The sequence below is a fragment of the Streptomyces sp. NPDC002032 genome, assembly GCF_042890765.1.
In the GTDB taxonomy this organism is placed as follows: Bacteria; Actinomycetota; Actinomycetes; order Streptomycetales; family Streptomycetaceae; genus Streptomyces.
Genome location: NZ_JBIASM010000001.1, coordinates 500,595 through 520,529 on the forward strand (window position 1 = coordinate 500,595; position 19,935 = coordinate 520,529).

Annotated in this window: 15 protein-coding genes; 8 read left to right on the forward strand and 7 right to left on the reverse strand. The window is 74.4% G+C overall.

What is annotated here, in order from left to right; all coding sequences use genetic code 11:
• Positions 1-13 precede the first annotated feature (13 nt).
• Together ACFYYT_RS01940 and ACFYYT_RS01945 are read left to right on the forward strand one after the other, a co-directional pair.
• Positions 14-1,567 (forward strand): acyl-CoA synthetase, encoded by a 1,554-nt coding sequence (locus tag ACFYYT_RS01940; RefSeq protein WP_351831563.1) that lies wholly within the window; start codon positions 14-16, stop codon positions 1,565-1,567.
• A gap of 104 nt (positions 1,568-1,671) precedes the next feature.
• Entirely contained in the window at positions 1,672-2,826 is a 1,155-nt protein-coding gene (locus ACFYYT_RS01945; protein ID WP_351831566.1) for an ionic transporter y4hA, read from the forward strand.
• 51 nt (positions 2,827-2,877) lie between these two features.
• Here ACFYYT_RS01945 and ACFYYT_RS01950 read toward each other — a convergent pair whose 3' ends face one another.
• Positions 2,878-5,382 carry a penicillin acylase family protein gene (locus ACFYYT_RS01950; protein ID WP_388606771.1) on the reverse strand — a complete coding sequence of 835 codons (2,505 nt, stop codon included), beginning with the start codon at positions 5,380-5,382 and terminating at the stop codon, positions 2,878-2,880.
• Between the two features lie 173 nt (positions 5,383-5,555).
• Here ACFYYT_RS01950 and ACFYYT_RS01955 point away from each other — a divergent pair, with 173 nt between their 5' ends.
• Entirely contained in the window at positions 5,556-7,055 is a 1,500-nt protein-coding gene (locus tag ACFYYT_RS01955) for a fatty acyl-CoA synthetase (protein ID WP_351831018.1), read from the forward strand.
• 72 nt (positions 7,056-7,127) lie between these two features.
• Here ACFYYT_RS01955 and ACFYYT_RS01960 read toward each other — a convergent pair whose 3' ends face one another.
• Both ACFYYT_RS01960 and ACFYYT_RS01965 read right to left on the reverse strand, forming a co-directional pair.
• On the reverse strand, positions 7,128-7,766 hold the full coding sequence (locus ACFYYT_RS01960; protein ID WP_351831015.1) for a flavin reductase family protein: 639 nt from the start codon (positions 7,764-7,766) through the stop codon (positions 7,128-7,130).
• Between the two features lie 108 nt (positions 7,767-7,874).
• Positions 7,875-8,162 (reverse strand): hypothetical protein, encoded by a 288-nt coding sequence (locus ACFYYT_RS01965; protein ID WP_351831012.1) that lies wholly within the window; start codon positions 8,160-8,162, stop codon positions 7,875-7,877.
• A 256-nt stretch (positions 8,163-8,418) separates the two neighbouring features.
• On the opposite strand from ACFYYT_RS01965, the gene ACFYYT_RS01970 reads away from it, so the two are divergent.
• Positions 8,419-11,142 carry an NACHT domain-containing protein gene (locus tag ACFYYT_RS01970; RefSeq protein ID WP_351831010.1) on the forward strand — a complete coding sequence of 908 codons (2,724 nt, stop codon included), beginning with the start codon at positions 8,419-8,421 and terminating at the stop codon, positions 11,140-11,142.
• A gap of 10 nt (positions 11,143-11,152) precedes the next feature.
• Here ACFYYT_RS01970 and ACFYYT_RS01975 read toward each other — a convergent pair whose 3' ends face one another.
• From ACFYYT_RS01975 to paaK, 3 genes are all read right to left on the reverse strand, one after another.
• Positions 11,153-12,457: an alpha/beta fold hydrolase gene (locus tag ACFYYT_RS01975; RefSeq protein WP_351831007.1), complete on the reverse strand. Its 1,305-nt coding sequence runs from the start codon at positions 12,455-12,457 to the stop codon at positions 11,153-11,155.
• Between the two features lie 137 nt (positions 12,458-12,594).
• The gene (locus ACFYYT_RS01980; protein WP_351831005.1) at positions 12,595-13,449 is read right to left on the reverse strand and encodes a YhjD/YihY/BrkB family envelope integrity protein; all 855 of its coding nucleotides are present in this window, start codon (positions 13,447-13,449) and stop codon (positions 12,595-12,597) included.
• Positions 13,450-13,990: 541 nt separating this feature from the next.
• Entirely contained in the window at positions 13,991-15,298 is a 1,308-nt protein-coding gene (gene paaK / locus ACFYYT_RS01985; protein ID WP_351831842.1) for a phenylacetate--CoA ligase PaaK, read from the reverse strand.
• A gap of 239 nt (positions 15,299-15,537) precedes the next feature.
• On the opposite strand from paaK, the gene ACFYYT_RS01990 reads away from it, so the two are divergent.
• From ACFYYT_RS01990 to ACFYYT_RS02000, 3 genes are all read left to right on the forward strand, one after another.
• Positions 15,538-15,753 carry a hypothetical protein gene (locus ACFYYT_RS01990; RefSeq protein ID WP_351827480.1) on the forward strand — a complete coding sequence of 72 codons (216 nt, stop codon included), beginning with the start codon at positions 15,538-15,540 and terminating at the stop codon, positions 15,751-15,753.
• Positions 15,754-15,889: 136 nt separating this feature from the next.
• The gene (locus tag ACFYYT_RS01995; RefSeq protein WP_351827477.1) at positions 15,890-16,687 is read left to right on the forward strand and encodes a thymidylate synthase; all 798 of its coding nucleotides are present in this window, start codon (positions 15,890-15,892) and stop codon (positions 16,685-16,687) included.
• Complete coding sequence (locus ACFYYT_RS02000; protein ID WP_351827474.1) at positions 16,684-17,202, forward strand: dihydrofolate reductase; 519 nt, start codon at positions 16,684-16,686, stop codon at positions 17,200-17,202. Before ACFYYT_RS01995 ends, ACFYYT_RS02000 begins: the two co-directional genes overlap by 4 nt.
• A 61-nt stretch (positions 17,203-17,263) precedes the next feature.
• On the opposite strand, the gene ACFYYT_RS02005 is transcribed toward ACFYYT_RS02000, so the two are convergent.
• Positions 17,264-18,901, reverse strand: a complete 1,638-nt coding sequence (locus ACFYYT_RS02005) for an acyl-CoA synthetase (protein ID WP_351827472.1) — start codon at positions 18,899-18,901, stop codon at positions 17,264-17,266.
• 174 nt (positions 18,902-19,075) lie between these two features.
• On the opposite strand from ACFYYT_RS02005, the gene ACFYYT_RS02010 reads away from it, so the two are divergent.
• Positions 19,076-19,876 carry a crotonase/enoyl-CoA hydratase family protein gene (locus ACFYYT_RS02010; protein ID WP_351827469.1) on the forward strand — a complete coding sequence of 267 codons (801 nt, stop codon included), beginning with the start codon at positions 19,076-19,078 and terminating at the stop codon, positions 19,874-19,876.
• The last annotated feature ends 59 nt before the right edge of the window (positions 19,877-19,935 follow it).

The following is a 19,935-nucleotide window of genomic DNA, read 5'->3' on the forward strand; positions in this document are numbered from 1 at the left end:
AGGTGTGACCAGCATGAGTGACCAGCCCCCCAACGGATTCTGGGCCCAGGCGGCCGCCGACCCCGGCCGGACCGTCCTCGTCACCCCCGAGGGCGAGGAATGGTCCGCCGGACGGCTGCACGCCGACGTCAACCGCCTCGTCCACGGTCTGCGCGCCGCCGGACTCGACCGAGGGGACGCCTTCGCCGTCGTCCTGCCCAACGGCGTCGAGTTCCTGACCGCCTACCTCGCCGCCTCCCAGGCCGGCCTCTACCTCGTCCCGGTCAACCACCACCTCGTGGGCCCCGAGATCGCCTGGATCGTCTCCGACTCCGGCGCCAAGGTCCTCATCGCCCACGAGCGGTTCGCCGACGCGGCCACCGCCGCCGCCGACGAGGCCGCCCTGCCCGCCGGGCACCGCTACGCCGTCGGAGCCGTCCCGGGCTTCCGCCCGTACGCCGAACTCCTGGACGGGCAGCCCGCGGACCCTCCCGGGGACCGCACCCTCGGCTGGGTCATGAACTACACCTCCGGGACCACCGGCCGCCCGCGCGGCATCCGCCGTCCGCTGCCCGGCAAACTCCCCGAGGAGACCTACCTCGGCGGCTTCCTCGGCATCTTCGGCATCCGCCCCTTCGACGGCAACGTCCACCTCGTCTGCTCGCCGCTCTACCACACCGCCGTGCTCCAGTTCGCGGGCGCGTCCCTGCACATCGGGCACCCGCTGGTGCTGATGGACAAGTGGAGCCCCGAGGAGATGCTGCGCCTGATCGACCGCCACGCCTGCACCCACACCCACATGGTCCCCACCCAGTTCCACCGCCTGCTCGCCCTCCCGCAGGAGACGAAGGACGCCTACGACGTCTCCTCCATGCGGCACGCCATCCACGGCGCCGCCCCCTGCCCCGACCACGTCAAACGGGCGATGATCGACTGGTGGGGCCGCTGCGTGGAGGAGTACTACGCGGCCAGCGAGGGGGGCGGCGCCTTCGCCACCGCCGAGGACTGGCTGAAGAAGCCGGGAACCGTCGGGCGGGCCTGGCCGATCAGCGAACTCGCGGTCTTCGACGACGACGGCAACCGGCTGCCCCCGGGTGAACTCGGCACCGTCTACATCAAGATGAACACCGGCGGTTTCAGCTACCACAAGGACGAGGGCAAGACGAAGAAGAACCGCATCGGCGACTTCTTCACCGTGGGCGACCTCGGCCTGCTCGACGAGGAGGGCTACCTCTTCCTCCGCGACCGCAAGATCGACATGATCATCTCCGGCGGGGTGAACATCTACCCGGCCGAGATCGAGTCCGCCCTGCTCACCCATCCGGCGGTCGCGGACGCGGCGGCCTTCGGCATCCCGCACGAGTCCTGGGGCGAGGAGGTCAAGGCCGTCATCGAGCCCGCCGAGGGCTTCGAGGCCGGCGACGCGCTCGCCGCCGAGATCCTGCACCACTGCGAACGGCGGCTGGCCGGCTACAAGCGCCCCAAGTCCGTCGACTTCATCGAGACGATGCCCCGCGACCCGAACGGCAAGCTCTACAAGCGACGGCTGCGCGACCCCTACTGGGAGGGCCGCGAACGCGCCGTCTGAGCCGGCCCCGCCACGCCCGGGGGCGGCGTGAGAAGTGCCACGTCAGCCCGTCCGGGGCGTTGCACGCCCCGCACCGGGAGGACACTTCTGGCAAGTTGGCCGATATGAGTACGGCAACGCACAGATCACCCCTGACCGACTGGACCGTGCTGGTCCCCGTGGTGGCGCTGATCGCGCTCGCCCTCAGCTGGGGGCGCGACCTACCCGGCTTCGCGGTGGCGCTCGTCGCCCTCTGCCTGGCCGGCGCGGTACTGGCCGCCGTCCATCACGCCGAGGTCGTCGCCCACCGGGTCGGCGAGCCCTTCGGCTCGCTCGTCCTCGCCGTCGCCGTCACCGTCATCGAAGTGGCGCTCATCGTCACCCTGATGGCCGACGGCGGCGACAAGACGGCCTCCCTCGCCCGGGACACCGTCTTCGCCGCCGTCATGATCACCTGCAACGGCATCGTCGGTCTGTCCCTGCTCGTCGGGGCGCTGCGCAACCGGGTGGCCGTCTTCAACGCGGAAGGCTCCGGCGCGGCCCTGGCCACCGTCGCGACCCTCGCCGTACTGAGCCTCGTCCTGCCGACCTTCACGACCAGCAAGCCCGGCCCCGAGTTCTCCAGCGCCCAGCTGACCTTCGCCGCCGTCGCCTCGCTCGCCCTCTACGGACTGTTCATCGCCGTCCAGACCGTCCGGCACCGGGACTACTTCCTGCCGGTGGAGACGCAGGCCGGTACGCGGGAGCCGGCCGGGGCCGGGGCCGCCGCCGGCGCGGGCAACGGGGACGGGAGCGGAGACGGGGAGCACGCCGCGCCGCCCACCTCGCGCGCCGCCCTGGTCAGCCTCGGTCTGCTGCTGGCCGCACTCATCGCCGTGGTCGGCGACGCCAAGGCCGTCTCGCCCACCATCGAGGCGGGCGTCGCCAGCGCGGGCCTGCCCAACGCCGTCGTCGGTGTGATCATCGCCCTGCTGGTGCTGGCCCCCGAGACCCTCGCCGCGGTCCGCGCCGCCCGCCGCGGCCGCGTCCAGACCAGCCTCAACCTGGGCTACGGATCGGCCATCGCCAGCATCGGACTGACCATTCCGGTCATCGCCCTCGCCACCATCTGGCTGTCCGGCCCGCTGCTGCTCGGCCTCGGGCCGATCCACATGGTGCTGCTCGCCCTGACCATCGTGGTCAGCGCCCTCACCATCGCGCCCGGCCGGGCCACGCTGCTGCAGGGCGGCGTACACCTCGTCCTGCTGGCCGCGTACCTCTTCCTCGCCGTCAGCCCCTGAGCGGCCCCCGGCGGGACCGGAACGATCCGGCCCCGCCGGTCCCGCCGGGAATCAGCGGCGCTCGCGCGGCCACACCACCCTCAGCCGCGGCGAGGACAGGATGTCCCGCTCGCAGTACCGCGAGGTCACCCACCGCTCCCGGGAGAACAGCCGGGTCTGGTCGGCGGAGAACGGCGAGCCCGGGTCCGAGGACTGGCCGTACGTCAGCAGCGTCCGCGCCACCGGGCAGCCGCTGCCGTCCCAGCCGACCGCCTGGATGTGACTGGACCCGTGCACGACCTCCGCGTACCCGCCGGCCGCCGCGTTCCACGGCGCCTCGATCTTGTTCCAGACGCCGAGGGCCTCCGTGCCGCCGCCCACCGGCAGCCGCTCCCCGCCGCGCACCACGAACTGGTGCGCGCCCAGCGGGGCGTCCGGCGCGATCCCGGCCGCCCGCAGCTCCGCGACCGTGTCGGCGAGCGCCCGCGCGATCCCGGGGGCCGCGGTGTTCAGCGTACGGGGCGTGCCGACCGGGTCGGCCGGGTCGAAGGGCACCAGCCACAGGTCCTTGGCGGGCGTCGAAGCCGCCAGCCTGCGCCAGAACCGGTCGAAGAGCAGCGCGCCGCGACTGGCGGAGGCGGCCGTGCGGTCCCAGCCCGCCAGCACCCCGCAGGCCGCCGAGACGTCCACCACCGCACCGTCGCTTCCGGCCGCCGTGCCGCCGGGCAGCGCCGCGCACGCCCGCGCGGCGTCGGCGGCCGCCAGGTCACCGGCCGGCACGCGGTTCGCGTACTGCTGCCGCTGGAGGTCGGCGACCGTCAGGCCGCCCCGCGCGGCCATCGCCGACACGTCCCGCACTGCCCCGCGCGTGCGCAGGGAGCGCGGGGTGGCGACCGTGCCCCAGATCCGCTCGTAGCCCGTCAGCGGCCGCTCCGCGTTGGCCAGCCAGGCGCTGTCGTTGGAGTTCTCCGCGTACGGGGCGTCGCGCAGGGCCGGCGCCCGGGCGGGCCCGAACACCCCCGGCTGGACCGCGTCGGGGTCCGAACCGAGCGCGCAGTCGCCGCGCGAGCCGTCCAGCACCGCGAGCCCCGAGGCCGGGTACGTGGCCCGGCCGAGCGGGGTGGAGCAGCGGGCGGCCAGCTCGTCGGTGATCCGGGGGAGCACCTGGGACTGGGTGAAGAGGGTGGCGCCCGCGGAGTCGGCGGCGACGGTGTTGACCCAGGGCAGGCCCTGGGTGCGCCTCAGCGCGTCCTGGACGCCGGAGACCGAGCGGGCCCGGCCCATCGCCAGGGCGGAGTCGAAGCCGCGCAGGTTCGCCGCGTTGGGGTCGTTCAGGGCGTACGCGGTGCCCGCCGTCCACGGCAGGGGCAGGCCGGGGCCGAGGCCCGAGACGACCGGCCCGTAGCGGGTCCACCACTGGCTGCGCAGGACCGGAGCCCCGCCCGCCACCTGGACGGTGACCTTCCGCTCCGTCATCCGCTCCGGCTTCCCGTCGACCAGGTACGCCGTCGGGTCGGCCGGGTCGAGCACCAGCTGGTGCAGGTTGAGCGGGGTGCCGGTGGCCACGGTGTGGCTCCAGGCCACCTTGTCGTTGAAGCCGATGTTCACCACCGGGGTGCCGAGCAGCGAGCCGCCCGAGACGTTCAGCACGCCGGGGACGGTCTGCTGCGACTGCCAGAACCGGCGGCCGCCCTGCCAGGGGTAGTGCGGGTTGCCCAGCAGCAACCCCCTGCCGTTCGCGGTGGTGGAGCCCGCGAAGGCCACGGCGTTGGAGCCCATGTCGTACCGGGTGGTGTCGAACAGCCGCCCTGCCGCCTCGGCGGCGGCCGCCGGATCGGGCTCCGGGCCGGCCGCCCGGTCCGGCTCCGGGCCGGCCGCCGGATCCCGCTCCGGGGGCGCCGCGGCCGGGTGGGGGGCCGCCGCGCCCGGGGGCCGGGCGGCGGTGATCCCGTCCACGGCGCGCCCCTGGCCGCCGAGCACCGACACCGCCAGTCCGCGCGCGGCCACGTCGGCGGCGGTGACCGGGCGCACCCAACCCGCGCCCTTGCAGGCGGGATCGGTGATCCGGTTCTGGGCGAGCCAGGCGTCGTACCCGGCCGCCCAGCCCCGCATCAGCTCCTTCACGTCCCCCGTCGGACCGGCCGGGGCGGGCTCGGCCAGCAGCCGCTCCACCGTGCCCGCGTCCCGTACGCCCTTGAAGTACAGGTCGCTCGCCAGGTTCTTCGTCGCCGAGGACAGCGAGCCGTCGGGCGCGGCGTCGGGGCCGAACCAGCGCGAACGCTCCCCGGCGACGGTGACGAACCCGTCGGCGAGCACGCAGACCTGGTCGGCCGCCTGGGCCCAGCCGGTGCCGAACCCGAGGGCGGCGTAATCGCGGGCCAGTATGTGCGGGATGCCGTTCTCGGTGTAGCGGATGACGGCGGACAGCCCGCCGCCGGAGGGCGCGATCCCGGGATCGGGCGCCGCGGCGGCGCCCGCCTGGGGCAGCGCGGCGCTCACGGCGAGCAGCGCGGCGCCGGTGACGGCGGCGCGGCGTAAGGACGGGCGGGTGCGGCCGGGACGATCGGACGAGCGCAACGTGCCTCCCAAAGGGCCGGTGGACGGGCGGACCCGTCCCCCCCGGGACAGGCGGTGCCCGCGTGCCCCCACACTCACGCAGGTCACCCGGATCCCTGTCAACATCCCGTTCGGTACGCCCGGTTGGGGCGCCGATATTGACCTTGGACGCCGGCCCGGGCGAGGATCGCGCCATGACGGCAGTGCGGGACAACACGGTCGACGGGCTCGTACGGGACAGCGCGCGGCGGGTCCCCGACCGGGTGGCCCTGCGCTACCGCGACCGGAGCCGGACCTACGCCGAACTCGACGCGGCCGTCTCCACCGGCGCGGCCGTGCTGCGCGGACGCCACGGCCTCGTTCCGGGGGACCGGGTCGCCACCTTCGCCCACAACAGCGACGCCTACCTCATCGCCTTCCTCGCCTGCGCCCGGGCCGGCCTCGTCCACGTCCCGGTCAACCAGAACCTCACGGGCGAGGACCTCGTACACGTCCTCGGGGACAGCGGGAGCGCCCTGGTCCTGGCGGACCCGGACCTCGCCGGGCGCGTCCCCGAGGGGTACGCGGTGTGCGCGCTGCGCGACGCGCCCGGCTCCTTCCTGGCGGAACTCGACGCGCCGCTGCCGTTCGAGTCCGCCGCGGATCCGGCGGCCCTCGTCCAGCTCCTGTACACCTCGGGGACCACGGCCCTGCCCAAGGGCGCGATGATGACCCACCGGGCCCTGGCGCACGAGTACGAGAGCTCCGTCGCCGCCCTGGACCTGGCCGAGGGCGACCGCCCCGTCCACGCCCTGCCGCTCTACCACTCCGCGCAGACGCACGTCTTCCTGCTGCCCTACCTGGCCGTGGGCGCGCGCAACACGATCGTCGACGCGCCGGACGCCGACGTGCTGTTCGACCTGGTGGAGGCGGGCGAGGCCGACAGCCTGTTCGCGCCGCCCACGGTGTGGATCGGCCTCACCGGCCACCCCCGGTTCGCGACGGCGCGGCTGGGCGCGCTGCGCAAGGCCTATTACGGGGCCTCGATCATGCCGGTCCCCGTCCTGGAACGGCTGCGGGCGCGGCTGCCGGAGCTCGGCTTCTACAACTGCTTCGGGCAGAGCGAGATCGGCCCGCTCGCCACCGTCCTCGGACCGGCCGAGCACGCGGGCCGGATGGACTCCTGCGGGCGGCCCGTCCGCCACGTGGAGGCCAAGGTCGTCGACGAGGACGGCGCGGAGGTCCCGGACGGCACGGCCGGGGAGGTGGTGTACCGCTCGCCGCAGCTGTGCCAGGGCTACTGGAACGACGCGGAGGCCACGCAGAAGGCCTTCCGGGACGGCTGGTTCCGCTCCGGCGACCTGGCCGTGCGGGACGCGCAGGGCTACTACACCGTCGTCGACCGGGTGAAGGACGTCATCAACTCCGGCGGGGTGCTCGTCGCCTCCCGGCAGGTCGAGGACGTCCTCTACACCCATCCCGGGGTGGCCGAGGCCGCCGTGGTCGGGCTCCCCGACGAGCGGTGGATCGAGGCGGTCACGGCGTTCGTGGTGCCGCGCGGGGAGGTCACGGAGGCGGAGCTGACGGCGTACGCCCGCGACCGGCTCGCCCACTTCAAGGCGCCGAAGCGGGTGGTCCTCGTGGACGCCCTCCCGCGCAACGCCAGCGGCAAGATCCTCAAGCGCGAACTCCGCGACCGCTTCACGCGGGACTGACCGCCGCCGAGGGCGCCGGCGGGCGTGGTCGAGGGTCTCGTGGGGGACCGGCGGCCGCCCTTGCCGGGTTGGTCAGGCCGGTGTCGGGCGGAGCTGGTGCGGCATGGTCCAGGCTTCGGCGAGTCGCGACGGGTGGAGGTTGTGGCCGCCGCCGAAGAACTCGCAGAACTTCATGATCAGCGGGTCCCAGCCGAGCGGGTCCACGTAGTGCGTGCCCGGGATGACCAGGTCCTCCTCGACATGGGCGCGCAGCACCGCGACCTCGAAGGCGGTGGCGTCCGGTTCGGGGCCGCCGAAGGGGTGGGCCGAGACGACCGCGCATTCCAGCTGGACCGGGCATTGCGCCACCCTGGGGGCGCGGACCAGGTCCGATGCCTGCTCGGTCAGGCCCGCGGTCGCGAACTTGTCCGGCTCGTACCGGTAGCCCTGCTTCGCCTTGTGGTCCGGCACGGCCGGCCTCCCCGTGGTGAGCGCGACCCGGTCGACGGCATCGACCATCGCCGACGAGGGCAGGTTGAGCACGCACTCGCCCTCCCGCAGCAGGTTCGCTGTGGTCTGGGCGCTGTCGCCGAGGCCGAGCATGCAGGACTGGCCAAGCCACCATGCCGACGAGACCGGGGCGAGGTTCGCCGTCCCGTCCTCGTTGAGCGTGCTGATCAGCACCACCGGAGTGCCGAAGTAGAGGACCTTGAGCCCGGGGACGACGTGCATGTGCTGTGCCTTTCAGGGAGGGCCGGACGGACGGGACCGTGATCGGGACCACGGGCCGTCGCCGACTCTCCCCCGGCCGGGACCACCCGCGCTGGCGGAAACCCGACGTCACGTTTCGGACGGCCGGGCCTCGGGCGCGTCCGGGGGCCCGGGCTGCGGACGGCGGGTGTCGCGGAGGTAGTCCAGGGCCTGACGCCCCGGCACCCGGGCCAGCAGGCGGCCCTCGTGGAGCCCGCGGCGGGCCTCGTTGCGGGCGTTCACGAGCGCCTCGGCCCGCAGCACCAGCAGCCCCGCGAAGGCCAGGGCCGCCGCCACCCACCAGGGCGCTCCGGCCAGCGCGGCCGGACCGGCCGTCAACAGGCCCCCGGCGGAGGTGAACAGGCGTGGAACGGTCATGTGCGGACTCCCCGTGATGACGGACAACTGCGCGCAAGACGCACTCCGGTTCGAGACCCCGGTCAAGAAATCCCCGGAACCCGGCGATCGGCCGGACAGACGGCATCGCGGTGGCCAGGATGAGCGCGTCGGTACGGACGCCGCCAGGGCGTCCCGCCGGTCACCGTTCTACGCCCGCCGCACCCCGCCGACCAGGCCCTTCCGGCAGCCGTGAACGAGTGAACGTCAATGAACGGTGCTCAGACGAGGAGAGCGCATGGCAGGACCTGCCGGCTTCCGGCCGCGAGGGCCGCAGCGCCCCGATCCGGCGGCGGCCACCCCCGAGTTGAGACCCTGGGCGATCCTCATGCGCCGGGTCCACGACGAGCTCTACTCGGGGCTCGACCCGGCCGGCCGGCCGACCGTCGCCGCGCTGGCCGAGGCCTCCCACCTCAGCCGCTCGTACGTCTCGGAGGTGTTCTCGGCCAAGCGGCGACCGCAGCTGGGCCCGTTCCTGTCCCTGGTGACGGCGCTCGGCGGCGACCCCCGCGAGTGGGAGCCCCGCTGGCACCGGGCCGCAGCGGAACCGAGGGAGTCCCCCGCTGCGGCACGGACGCCCGCCCCGCCCCTGCCCGGGGTCGCGGACGAGGCCGCGGACGGGGCGGCGGACGCGGACGCGGCGGCGGGCGGGGCGGCGGACGAGGCCGGGAGACCGGGGCCCGCCGCCGGGCCGGCCCCGGCCGGCGCCGCCGAGAACCTGCGCCGCTATCCGCTGCGCCGGCTCGTCCGGGCCGTCGTGGCCCGCGTGCTCATGGCGCTCACCTGGCCGGTCCGCGCCCGCCGCGACAAGGCCGCCGTCCGGCTGCGCCGCAGGCTGGTCAAACAGGTCAGGGACAGGACGGCCGTCGACCTCGGACGGGCCGAGGCCCACCACTACCTCCAGCCCCGCTTCGTGATCCTCGCCGAGCCGCCGCGGGAACCGCACTCCGGGCGCGGGCGCCGTGCCCGCAGTGCCCGCCGGACCGCCCTCGTACCGGTGCCGACCCACGTGACGGACGTCCGCGCGCTCTACGAGGAGACCGACGAGCTGGTGGTGCTGGGCCGCCCCGGCATGGGGAAGACCACCCAGCTCGCCCGGCTCGCCCACCGGCTGGCCGTCGAGGCGCTGGAGGGCGCTGACGACCGCGAACCCCTCCACGTCCCGGTGTACCTGCGGCTGGACACCTACCGCGGCCAGCCCGTCGAGGAGTGGCTGGCCGCCGCCATGAGCGACCAGTACACCGGCGTCTCCGGCGTGCTGGTGCGGACCTGGCTCAGCGAGCACCGGCTGCTGCCGGTGCTGGACGGCCTGGACGAGGTACCGGAGGGGGACCGGCCGCACTGCGTCGCCGAGTTGCGGCGCCTGCGCCGGCTCTGCCCGGGCATGGCCGTGGGCTGCCGGACCGACGAGGCCGACCTGCGCCGCCTCGCCCTCGGGATCGGCGCGCTGCGCTACGTCGAGATCCAGCCCCCGAGCCGGCCGGACGTCCAGGACTTCCTCGACACCGACCGGGCCGCCCTCGCGGACGTGCACGCCGCGCTGGAGGAGGACCCGGACCTGTGGCCGCTGCTCCAGTCGCCGATGATGCTCGGCTTCATCCGCGTCACCTACCGCAACAGGCCCGCGGATGACCTGCGTGCGCCCGGCAGCCTCGTACAGCGCCGCGGCCGGATCTTCGACGCCTACGTACGGGAGTGTCTGCGGCGCGAGCGGCCGCGGCCGGACGAGACCCCCCGGCAGACGCTCACCTGGCTCACCTGGCTCGCCCGGACCCTCACCGCGCGCGGGGAGCACGTGCTGTACCTGGACCGGCTCGACGTCGGCTGGCTCGCGCGCAGGGAGCAGATGCTCCCGAAGATCCTGCCGAACCTGACGATGTCGCTCTGCGCCCTCGCCCTGCCCGTCGTGTGGGTGGCGGCGGCCGTCCGCGCCGGGGTGCTGCACGCCAGCGTGACCGGCGCGGCGGGTCTCGCCGTGGCCATGGCGGTGACGAGCGCCGTGACCGCGTACCAGTCGGAGAAGCGCTTCATGGAGCGGGCCGGGGACGACGACGGCGGCACCGGGCGCGGGGCCGTCCTGGGCCCGGTCGCGGCCACCGGACCCCTGATGGTCTTCATGGTGTTCCTGCTGGTCTACGTGGCGCACGTCGACCTGACCGCACCCGGACCCGTGGTGGTCGCCCTCGCCTACCTGTGGGTCGCCGCCACGCAGATGGAGGCCGCCGTCACCGACGTGTTCCGTCCGGTGGAGCAGATGCGGTGGACCTGGCGGCGCCGTGAACGGATGATCTACCCGCCGGTCAAGTTCCACCTCGTGCGCGGCGCGCAGTCCCTGTTCGTGTGGGTCGCCATCGAGTGCCTGCTCGTCTACGTCGTCCACCTGGTGTGCCCGGAGCCCGGGTGGACCGGCCCGGCGGCGGCCCTGCTGCTCGGCGTGGTCTACATCTTCGGCAACCAGTTCGAACCCTCGCTCCAGGACCGCCGGCCCCGCCCCAACGAAGGGGTCCGGCGCACGGTCCGCTTCGCCCTGGTCCACGGGCTGGCGGCGCTGGCGGTGGGCGTCGCCGGCCTGACCGCGCTCATCGGCCCGGCCGCCCCCGGCCACGACCTGCGCCCCGCCGCCTACGTCGCGACCCTGCTCGGGGCCCTGTTCGCGGTCGTACGCGGCTTCCGGTACGGGGGCCTGGCCGTCGTCCGGCACTGGACGATCCGGGCGGTCCTGGCCCGCCGGGGGCGCACCCCCTACCGGTACCGGCGGTTCCTGCACGGGGCGGAGCAGCGCGTCCTGCTCCTGCGGACGGACAGCGGGTTCTTCTTCCCGCACCGCCTGCTCCAGCTGCACCTGGACACCCCGGTCGAGCAGCTGCTGCCGCGCGTGGCGCCGCCGTCGCCCGCGGCGCCGCCGTCCCCGCGGGCACCGTCCGACGGGGGCCGCCGGACCCGGTCGCCGGCGGGGGCCTAGGGGTGTCCCCCTAGACCTCGTCGGCGGCCAGTGCGAGGAGGCGGTCCAGGACGCGGGGGCCGCCGGCCCGGACCCCGTCGTGCTCGAACTCGTCGGTGACCCAGGTGCGCAGGCCGCGGACGGCCCGGGCGGTCTCCAGGGAGTGGGCCGTGTCCACGTACATGTCGTCGTGGTAGACGGCGGCGGCGACCGGGACCTCGTTGGCCGCCAGCCGGGCCGGGTCGTAGAGCGGTGTCCAGCCGGTGCGGGCGGCGAGCAGCGCGGCCGTCTCGCGCAGCGGCGCGAGCGCCGGGTCGGTGCCGAAGTGCCAGGGGTGGACGCTCTCGCCGGTGAAGAGGAGGGGCCCGTCCCCGGCGAGCGCCCCGGCCGCGTCGAAGCGGGGGTGCGCGGCGCGGACCCGTTCGGCGGCCCAGCCGGTGGGGACGGCCGGGTCCTGGGCGTAGATGGCCTCGTGCAGGAGGGCGTAGAGCGGGTGCCCGGCGAAGGAGAGGTGCGCGCGCACGGCCTCCAGGAAGGCGTCGGACAGGGCGGGCCCGGCGGGCGTGCGGACGAACGCGTCCTCCAGCAGGTAGTGCAACTGGTGGCTGCCGTCCCCGGTGCCGAGGAGGATGCCGAGCGACTGGAACGCCTCGGGGGTGAGCAGGTGGCCGCCGGGCAGGGTGACGGGGTGCTCGGCGAGGTGTCCGGCGATGCGGCGGGCGCGCTCCACGTCCATCGGGTAACGGGCGTAGTGGGCGAGGTTCTTGCGCTCGACGCGGGGGACGGCGGCCGCGTACACCTCGTCGGCGGTGGCGGTGAGGGACGGCAGACCGCCGGTGATCAGCGCGGTGCGCAGGCCCTCGGGGGCCGTGGAGAGGTAGTGGGTGGCGCAGAAACCGCCGAAGCTCTGGCCGAGCACGGTCCAGGGGGCGCCGCCGGTGAGGGCGGGGCGGATGGTCTCGCAGTCCCGGACGATGGAGTCGGCGCGGAAGTGGGCGAGGTACGCGGCCTGCCGCTCGGGCGTGCCGCGCAGTGGCAGCGTCTGGCGGTTGGCGGGCGTGGAGCGGCCGGTGCCGCGCTGGTCCAGGAGCAGGACGCGGTGGTCGCGCAGGGCGCGCTCCAGCCAGGCCTGGCGGCCGGTGAACCGGCGGGCGCCGAAGCCGGGACCGCCCTCCAGGTAGAGCATCCAGGGCAGGCCCTCGGGGTCCTTGCCGGTGGCGACGGCCTCGCGGGCGTAGAGCTCGATGCGCTCGCCGCCCGGGTCGTCGTGGTCCAGCGGGACCGTGAAGCGGTGGTCGGTGAGGACGACGCCGGGCTGGCGGTAGCTGGTGGTCACTCGGCTTCCCTGACTCTGCGGTGGCGCGGCACGGCGCGGTACGACGCCGTAGGCTGGCCGGCCGGCCGGGATCCCGGGCCCGAGGCGGCCGCGCCCCGAGTCTAGCCAGGGCCCGCTCCCGTCCCCTTGGCGCCCGCTCAGCCGGCGGGGGCGTCCGGGGGCGGGTGGTCCTCGGGGTGCGGGAGGCCGTTCGCGCGCAGGCGGCGCAGGGTGAGGTGCTCGTGGACGAGGCGGCCGACCAGCGCGCCGCCGTAGACCACGAAGCCGACGCCGACCAGCCAGGACTGGACGACCAGCAGGGTGCCGAACGGCCCGTACGTGACCGCGTTCGAGGCGATCAGGGGGGAGAACACCAGCTGCGAGAAGACCCGCAGGCCGAGCAGGCCGAGGCTGGTCGCCACCGCGCCCGGGAGCAGCGCGCGCCAGCGGACCCGGCCGCCCAGCAGCAGCCGTCCGGAGCCCCAGAAGAACAGGCAGGTGCCGACCAGGTCGCTGACGGTGCCGAGGACGCCGCCCAGCGCGTTCTCGGACGGGGGCGGGATCCCGACCAGCACGGCGAGGTAGCAGACCAGCAGGGCCAGCCACACCACGTGCCGCCACATGGTGTGCCAGCGGGCGGTCGGCAGGTCCCACACCTTCTCGTAGCCGGTCTGCACGGCGGAGCCGAAGGTCAGGCCGAACACCGCGAGGGCGGCCAGCCCAAAGGCGGTGGTGCGTTCCAGGGCCAGGTCGGCCGCCCCGAACAGCATCTCGACCCTGGCCCGGGAGGACGCCGTCACCCCGAGGGCCTGCCCCAGCCAGCGGCCGAAGTTCGAACCGCTGCCCGGGGCGGCCGCGGCGACGACCACGAGCAGGGGCACCAGGGTGAGGAACCCGAGGGCGGCGAAGCCCATCGCGCGGTGCATCAGCTCGATCTCCCGGCCGCGGCTCCAGGCCAGCCCGGCGGGGGAGCCCTGGAGCCGGTCGTAGAGCTTCCGGAGGATCGAGGTCACGCCTCATCCCCTACCCGGGCCGCCCCGCCGATTCCCGTGCGCGCCGCCGAAGTGGGCCCGAAGGGGTGGTTCCGGCCACCCGTCGGCCCGCGCGTCCCGTCCGGACCACAGCCCGGCCCGGCCGGACCACGGCCCGGCCGCCGCGGCCCAGCCTGCGCGTCCCGGCCGGACCACGGCCCGGCCTGTGCGCCCCGGCCGGACCGCAGCCCAGCCTGCGCGTCCCGGCCGGACCACGGCCCGGCCTGTGCGTCCCGGCCGGACCACGGCCCGGCCTGCGCGTCCCGGCCGGTCCACGGCCCGGCCCGGCCGGGTCACGGCCCGGCCCGCGCTGCCCGTCCGGTCCACAGCCGGACCACAGCCCAGCCTGCGCGTCCCGGCCGGACCACAGCCCAGCCTGCGCGTCCCGGCCGGACCACGGCCCGGCCGGACCACGGCCCGGCCGGGTCACGGCCCGGCCGCCGCTGCCCGGCCGGGTCACGGCCCGGCCCGCGCCGCACGCCCGGGGCCTGGTTCCGTCCGCGTGGTCCGGCCGGACCACCGCTCAGGACGGGCGGGCGTCCCGGAGGTCGCGGATGCGCTTGATCTTGCCGAGCGAGCGCTCCAGGGTCTCGGGGTCCACCACCTCGACGCGGACCGACAGCCCCGCGGACTCCTTCACGGCCCGGACCAGCTCCGCGGCCGCGTCCCGGCGGCGGCCGGCCTCGGTGTCCCGGCGGGCCTCGACCCGGACCGTCAGGACGTCCATCCGGCCCTCCCGGGTCAGCCGCAGCTGGAAGTGCGGGGCGAGCCCGGGCGTGCGCAGGAGTATCTCCTCGATCTGGGTCGGGTAGAGGTTCACGCCGCGCACGATGAGCATGTCGTCGCTGCGGCCGGTGACCTTCTCCATCCGGCGGAAGGCCGGCCGGGCCGTCCCGGGCAGCAGCCGCGTCAGGTCGCGGGTGCGGTAGCGCACGACCGGCATGGCCTCCTTGGTGAGGGAGGTGAACACCAGCTCCCCGGGCTCCCCGTCCGGCAGCACCGCACCGGTCAGCGGATCGACCACCTCGGGGTAGAAGTGGTCCTCCCAGATGTGCAGCCCGTCCTTGTGCGAGGCGAACTCCTGGGCCACGCCGGGCCCCATCACCTCGGACAGCCCGTAGATGTCCACGGCGTCTATGCCGAGCCGCTCCTCGATCTCCCGCCGCATCTCCTCGGTCCACGGCTCCGCGCCGAAGACCCCGGTCCGCAGCGAGGTCGAGCGGGGGTCCACGCCCTGGCGCTCCATCTCGTCCAGCAGGGTGAGCATGTACGACGGCGTCACCATGATCACCTCCGGCCGGAAGTCCTGGATCAGTCTGACCTGGCGGTCCGTCATGCCCCCGGAGGCGGGGACGACCGTGCAGCCCAGCCGCTCCGCACCGTAGTGGGCGCCCAGGCCCCCGGTGAACAGCCCGTACCCGTACGCCACGTGCACGATGTGGCCTGGTCTGGCGCCCGCCGCGCGCAGCGAGCGGGCGACGACATCGGCCCAGGTCGACAGGTCCCCCTCGGTGTAGCCGACCACGGTGGGGCGGCCGGTGGTGCCGCTGGAGGCGTGGATGCGCCGCACCTCGGTACGGGGCACGGCGAACATCCCGAACGGGTACTGCTCGCGCAGATCGGCCTTGGTGGTGAAGGGGAACAGGGCGAGATCGGCCAGGGAGCGGCAGTCGTCGGGATGCACCCCGGCCTTATCGAAGGCCTGGCGGTGGAAGGGCACGCGCTCGTACACCCGGTGCAGGGTCGCCCGCAGCCGCTTGAGCTGGAGCGCCGCCAGCTCGTCGGCGCTCAGCCGCTCGCCGTCGTCATGGATGTCCGCGTACGCCGTCATTGCCGTCACCTCACCGAGAGCCAACCGAACGTTCATTCGGTAGACTGCCGGACCCCGTCCGCTAAAGCAATGACTCGAACGAGTGATCGTCCGCGGGCGTGCGGGGCGGGCCCCGCAGGACGCGGCCGCCGCCCCGCCGCCCCCGCCGCCCCCGCCGCCTGAGCGGCGGCGCCCCCGCCCCGGGCGTACGGTCGAAGCAGGAGCCCCCGGCCGAGGAGGCGCGAAGGGAGGCGACGGCGATGTCCGTCATCGACCCGGCGGTATCGGTACGCCTGAGCTCTTCCGACGCCCGGCGCCTCTCGGAGCTGCTGGCCGAGGCGGCCCACCTGCTGGAGGACGCGGGCCCGCACCGGCTGAGCGACGACCAGGCCGACGCCCTGGGCCGGGGCGCGGGCCGCACCGAGCTGGCGGGCTGGGCCCGTGGCCTCGCGGCGGAACTGCGCGCCCAGCTCTGAGGCGCCCGCGGCCCCCGGCGGGGCCCCCGGAGCGGCCGCCGGAGCACCCTCCGGAGCGGCCGCCGGAGCGCCCTCCGGGGCGCCCACCAGGGCGGGCGTCGAACCCGTCGGCCGGCGGCCCGTAGAATCGACGACCGTGGAGGACACCCAGTACGAAGACCTGTTGCGCCTGGTGCTCGCATCCGGAACGGCCAAGGCCGACCGGACCGGCACCGGCACCCGAAGTGTCTTCGGGCACCAACTGCGCTACGACCTCTCGCGGGGATTCCCGCTGATCACCACCAAGAAGGTGCACCTCAAGTCGATCGTGTACGAGCTGCTGTGGTTCCTGCGCGGCGACTCGAACGTCGGCTGGCTGCGCGAGCACGGCGTCACCATCTGGGACGAATGGGCCGACGAGAACGGCGACCTCGGCCCGGTCTACGGCGCCCAGTGGCGCTCCTGGCCCACCCCCGACGGCTCGCACGTCGACCAGATCACCGAGGTCCTCGACACGCTCCGCCGCGACCCTGACTCCCGCCGGATGATCGTCTCCGCCTGGAACGTCGCCGAGCTGCCCAACATGGCGCTCGCCCCGTGCCACGCCTTCTTCCAGTTCTACGTGGCCGACGGCAAGCTCTCCTGCCAGCTGTACCAGCGCAGCGCCGACCTGTTCCTCGGCGTGCCGTTCAACATCGCCAGCTACGCCCTGCTCACGCACATGGTGGCGCAGCAGGCCGGACTGGAGCCGGGCGACTTCATCTGGACCGGCGGCGACTGCCACATCTACGACAACCACGTCGAGCAGGTGACCGAGCAGCTCTCGCGCATGCCGTTCGCCTTCCCCGAGCTGAGCCTGCGCCGGGCCGACTCCCTCTTCGACTACGCCTTCGAGGACGTGGCGGTGCTCGGTTACAAGCACCACCCGGCGATCAAGGCCCCGGTCGCGGTATGAGGGTCGGGCTCATCTGGGCGCAGACCCCCGACGGGGTGATCGGCGCGGACAACACCATCCCGTGGCGGCTGCCCGAGGACATGGCGCACTTCAAGGCCACCACCCTCGGCCACCCCGTGGTGATGGGGCGCAAGACCTGGGATTCGCTGCCCCCGAGGTTCCGGCCGCTCTCCGGCCGGCGCAACATCGTGGTGACCCGCGACCCGCAGTGGACGGCCGAGGGCGCGGAGCGTGCCGGGTCCATCAGCGAGGCCCTGGAGCTCGCGGCCGGGCCCGCGCCCGCGGACGCCCCCGCGGACGCCCCCGCCGAAGCCTGGGTGATCGGCGGCGGCGAGATCTACCGCGGCGCCCTGGAGCACGCCACGACGCTCTCGGTCACCGAGGTCGACACCACGGTGGACGGCGCCGACACCTACGCCCCGGCGCCGGACGCGACATGGCGGATCGCCGAGGACCGGGGCTGGCGGTCCTCGACGACCGGGCTGCGCTACCGCATCCGTACCTACGCCCGCTGACGGCCGGGGCGCCGCCGGGGCGCCGCCGGGGCGCCGCCGCGGCCTGCGCCGCGGCCGCCGCTCAGCCCGCGGAGTCCGCGTCCGCCTCCGTGGCCACGGCCTTCGCCCAGCGGTAGTCCGCCTTGCCGCTGGGGGAGCGCTGGATGGCGTCCGCGACCACCAGCTGGCGCGGGATCTTGTAGCCCGCCAGCCGGGTGCGGCAGTGCCGCTGGATCTCCTCCAGCGTCGGCTCGGCCGCGCCCTCGCGGACCTGCACCACCGCCGCCACGTGGCTGCCCCAGTTCGGGTCCGCGACCCCGGCCACCAGGGCGTCGTAGACGTCCGGGTGCGACTTCAGTGCCTGCTCGACCTCCTCGGGGTACACCTTCTCCCCGCCCGTGTTGATGCACTGCGACCCGCGCCCCAGGACCGTGACGATGCCCTCCTCGTCGACGGTCGCCATGTCACCGAGCAGCACCCACCGCTCACCGCCCTTCTGGAAGAAGGTCTCGGCGGTCTTCGCCGGGTCGTTGTAGTAGCCGAGCGGTACGTGTCCGCGCTGCGCGAGCCGGCCCGGTACGCCGACCCCCACCGGCTCGTGCGTCACCGGATCCACCACCTGCGTACGGTCGTTGACCTGGAGCCGGAACCCCTTCTCCGGGCCGGAGTCGTCCGTCGCCCTGCCGTTCGAACCCGACTCGGACGAGCCGAAGTTGTTGAGCAGCACCACGTGCGGCACGAGCCGCTGGAACTCCGCGCGCACCGTCTCCGACATGATCGCCCCGGACGAGGAGACGCTGAACAGGGAGGACAGGTCCGTTCCCGCGAGCGGACCGTTCAGCGCGTCGATGAGGGGCCGCAGCATGGCGTCGCCCACCAGCGACACGCTCGACACCTTCTCCTTCGCGATGGTGCGCAGCACCTCCTCCGGCGCGTACTTGCGGTGGATGACCACCCGTTGGCCGTAGTTGAAGGCGATGAACGAGGTCAGGGTCGAGGTGCCGTGCATCAGCGGGGGAGCCGGGAAGAAGGTGAGCCCCGCCCCCCGGGCGGCGACCCGCTCGGCCAGTTCCTCGGGCCGCTTCACCGGCTCGCCCGAGGGCTCGCCGCCGAAGAGCCCCGCGAAGAAAAGGTCCTCGGCCCGCCACATGACGCCCTTGGGCATCCCGGTCGTGCCGCCGGTGTAGATGATGAACAGGTCGTCGGGGCTGCGGGGCGGGAAGCCGCGCTCCGGGGAGCCGGCCGCCTCCGCGTCCTCGTACGCGACCGGGGCGAGCGCCGGCTCCGGGGCGTCCGCGGGGGCCGCCCCCACCCGGACCAGGTGCCGGAGCTTCGGTGTCTGCGGGAGCGCGGCCGCCACCCGCCGCGTGAACTCGCCCTCGAAGACGAGCGCCGCGAGGTCGGCGTCGTTGTAGAGGTAGACCAGCTCCTCCTCCACGTACCGGTAGTTGACGTTCACCGGCACCAGCCGGGCCTTGAGGCAGGCCAGTACGGTCTGGAGGTATTCGACGCCGTTGTAGAGGTGCAGTCCCAGGTGCTCGCCGGGGCGCAGGCCGCTGTCGAGGAGGTGGTGCGCGAGGCGGTTCGCGGCCGCGTCGAGCTGCGCGTACGTCAGGCGGCGTTCGGCGCCGGTTCCGGGGTGGTCCACGTACACCAGGGCCTCGCGGTCCGGGACCACGTCCACCACCGACTCGAACAGGTCGGCAAGGTTGTACTCCACCGTTCCTCCTGACCCGAAAATTCCCATGGCTGGGCTGCTCGGCGGTCATTAGAGCCCCGCTCCGCGGAACTGTGAAGGGCGCGCGCCAAGAAATCTGACTGAGTGTCAGAAAACTATTGAACTGCACCCGCCCCTCCTGCAACCTGTTCTAGGTCTTGAGACGGGAGGACGGCAATGGGTGGGACGGAACACCTGACCGTGGAGCGTCACGGCGCCACACTGGTGCTGACCATGAACAGGCCGGAGGCGAAGAACGCGCTCTCGCTTCCCCTGCTGGTGGGGCTGTACGACGGCTGGCTGGAGGCGGACGCCGACGACACGGTGCGCTCGGTCGTCCTGACGGGCGCCGGCGGGGACTTCTGCGCCGGGATGGACCTCAAGGCCCTGGCCGGCCAGGGCATGGCGGGCGACCAGTACCGCGACCGCCTGAAGGCCGACCCCGACCTGCACTGGAAGGCGATGCTCCGCCACCACCGGCCGCGCAAGCCGGTGATCGCCGCGGTGGAGGGGTACTGCGTGGCGGGCGGCACCGAGATCCTCCAGGGCACGGACATCCGGATCGCGGGGGAGGGGGCCACCTTCGGGCTGTTCGAGGTCAAGCGCGGACTGTTCCCCATCGGCGGCTCGACGGTCCGGCTGCCGCGCCAGATCCCGCGCACCCACGCGCTGGAGATGCTGCTGACCGGCCGGCCGTACGCGGCGGCGGAGGCGGCCGCGATCGGGCTGATCGGGCGGGTCGTGCCCGACGGGACGGCGCTGGAGGCCGCGCTGGAGGTCGCGGAGCGGATCAACGCGTGCGGGCCGCTGGCGGTGGAGGCGGTGAAGGCGTCCGTCTACGAGACCGCCGAGCTGACGGAGACGGAGGGACTGGCCGCCGAACTGGTGCGGGGCTGGCCGGTCTTCGACACCGCCGACGCGAAGGAGGGGGCGCGGGCCTTCGCGGAGAAGCGCCCCCCGGTGTACCGCCGCGCCTGAGCCGGCGGCCGCCCGGCGGGACCCGGACCCCCGGCCGAGCCCGCAGCCGGGCCCGCCGA

What these genes read in the sequence shown, in the direction of transcription:
- ACFYYT_RS01940 (WP_351831563.1), top strand. Translation starts at nt 14, where the DNA reads ATGAGTGACCAGCCCCCCAACGGATTCTGGGCCCAGGCGGCCGCCGAC.
- ACFYYT_RS01945 (WP_351831566.1), top strand. Translation starts at nt 1,672, where the DNA reads ATGAGTACGGCAACGCACAGATCACCCCTGACCGACTGGACCGTGCTG.
- ACFYYT_RS01955 (WP_351831018.1), top strand. Translation starts at nt 5,556, where the DNA reads ATGACGGCAGTGCGGGACAACACGGTCGACGGGCTCGTACGGGACAGC.
- ACFYYT_RS01965 (WP_351831012.1), bottom strand. Translation starts at nt 8,162, where the DNA reads ATGACCGTTCCACGCCTGTTCACCTCCGCCGGGGGCCTGTTGACGGCC.
- ACFYYT_RS02010 (WP_351827469.1), top strand. Translation starts at nt 19,076, where the DNA reads ATGGGTGGGACGGAACACCTGACCGTGGAGCGTCACGGCGCCACACTG.
- ACFYYT_RS01970 (WP_351831010.1), top strand. Translation starts at nt 8,419, where the DNA reads ATGGCAGGACCTGCCGGCTTCCGGCCGCGAGGGCCGCAGCGCCCCGAT.
- paaK (WP_351831842.1), bottom strand. Translation starts at nt 15,298, where the DNA reads ATGACGGCGTACGCGGACATCCATGACGACGGCGAGCGGCTGAGCGCC.
- ACFYYT_RS01990 (WP_351827480.1), top strand. Translation starts at nt 15,538, where the DNA reads ATGTCCGTCATCGACCCGGCGGTATCGGTACGCCTGAGCTCTTCCGAC.
- ACFYYT_RS02000 (WP_351827474.1), top strand. Translation starts at nt 16,684, where the DNA reads ATGAGGGTCGGGCTCATCTGGGCGCAGACCCCCGACGGGGTGATCGGC.
- ACFYYT_RS01960 (WP_351831015.1), bottom strand. Translation starts at nt 7,766, where the DNA reads ATGCACGTCGTCCCCGGGCTCAAGGTCCTCTACTTCGGCACTCCGGTG.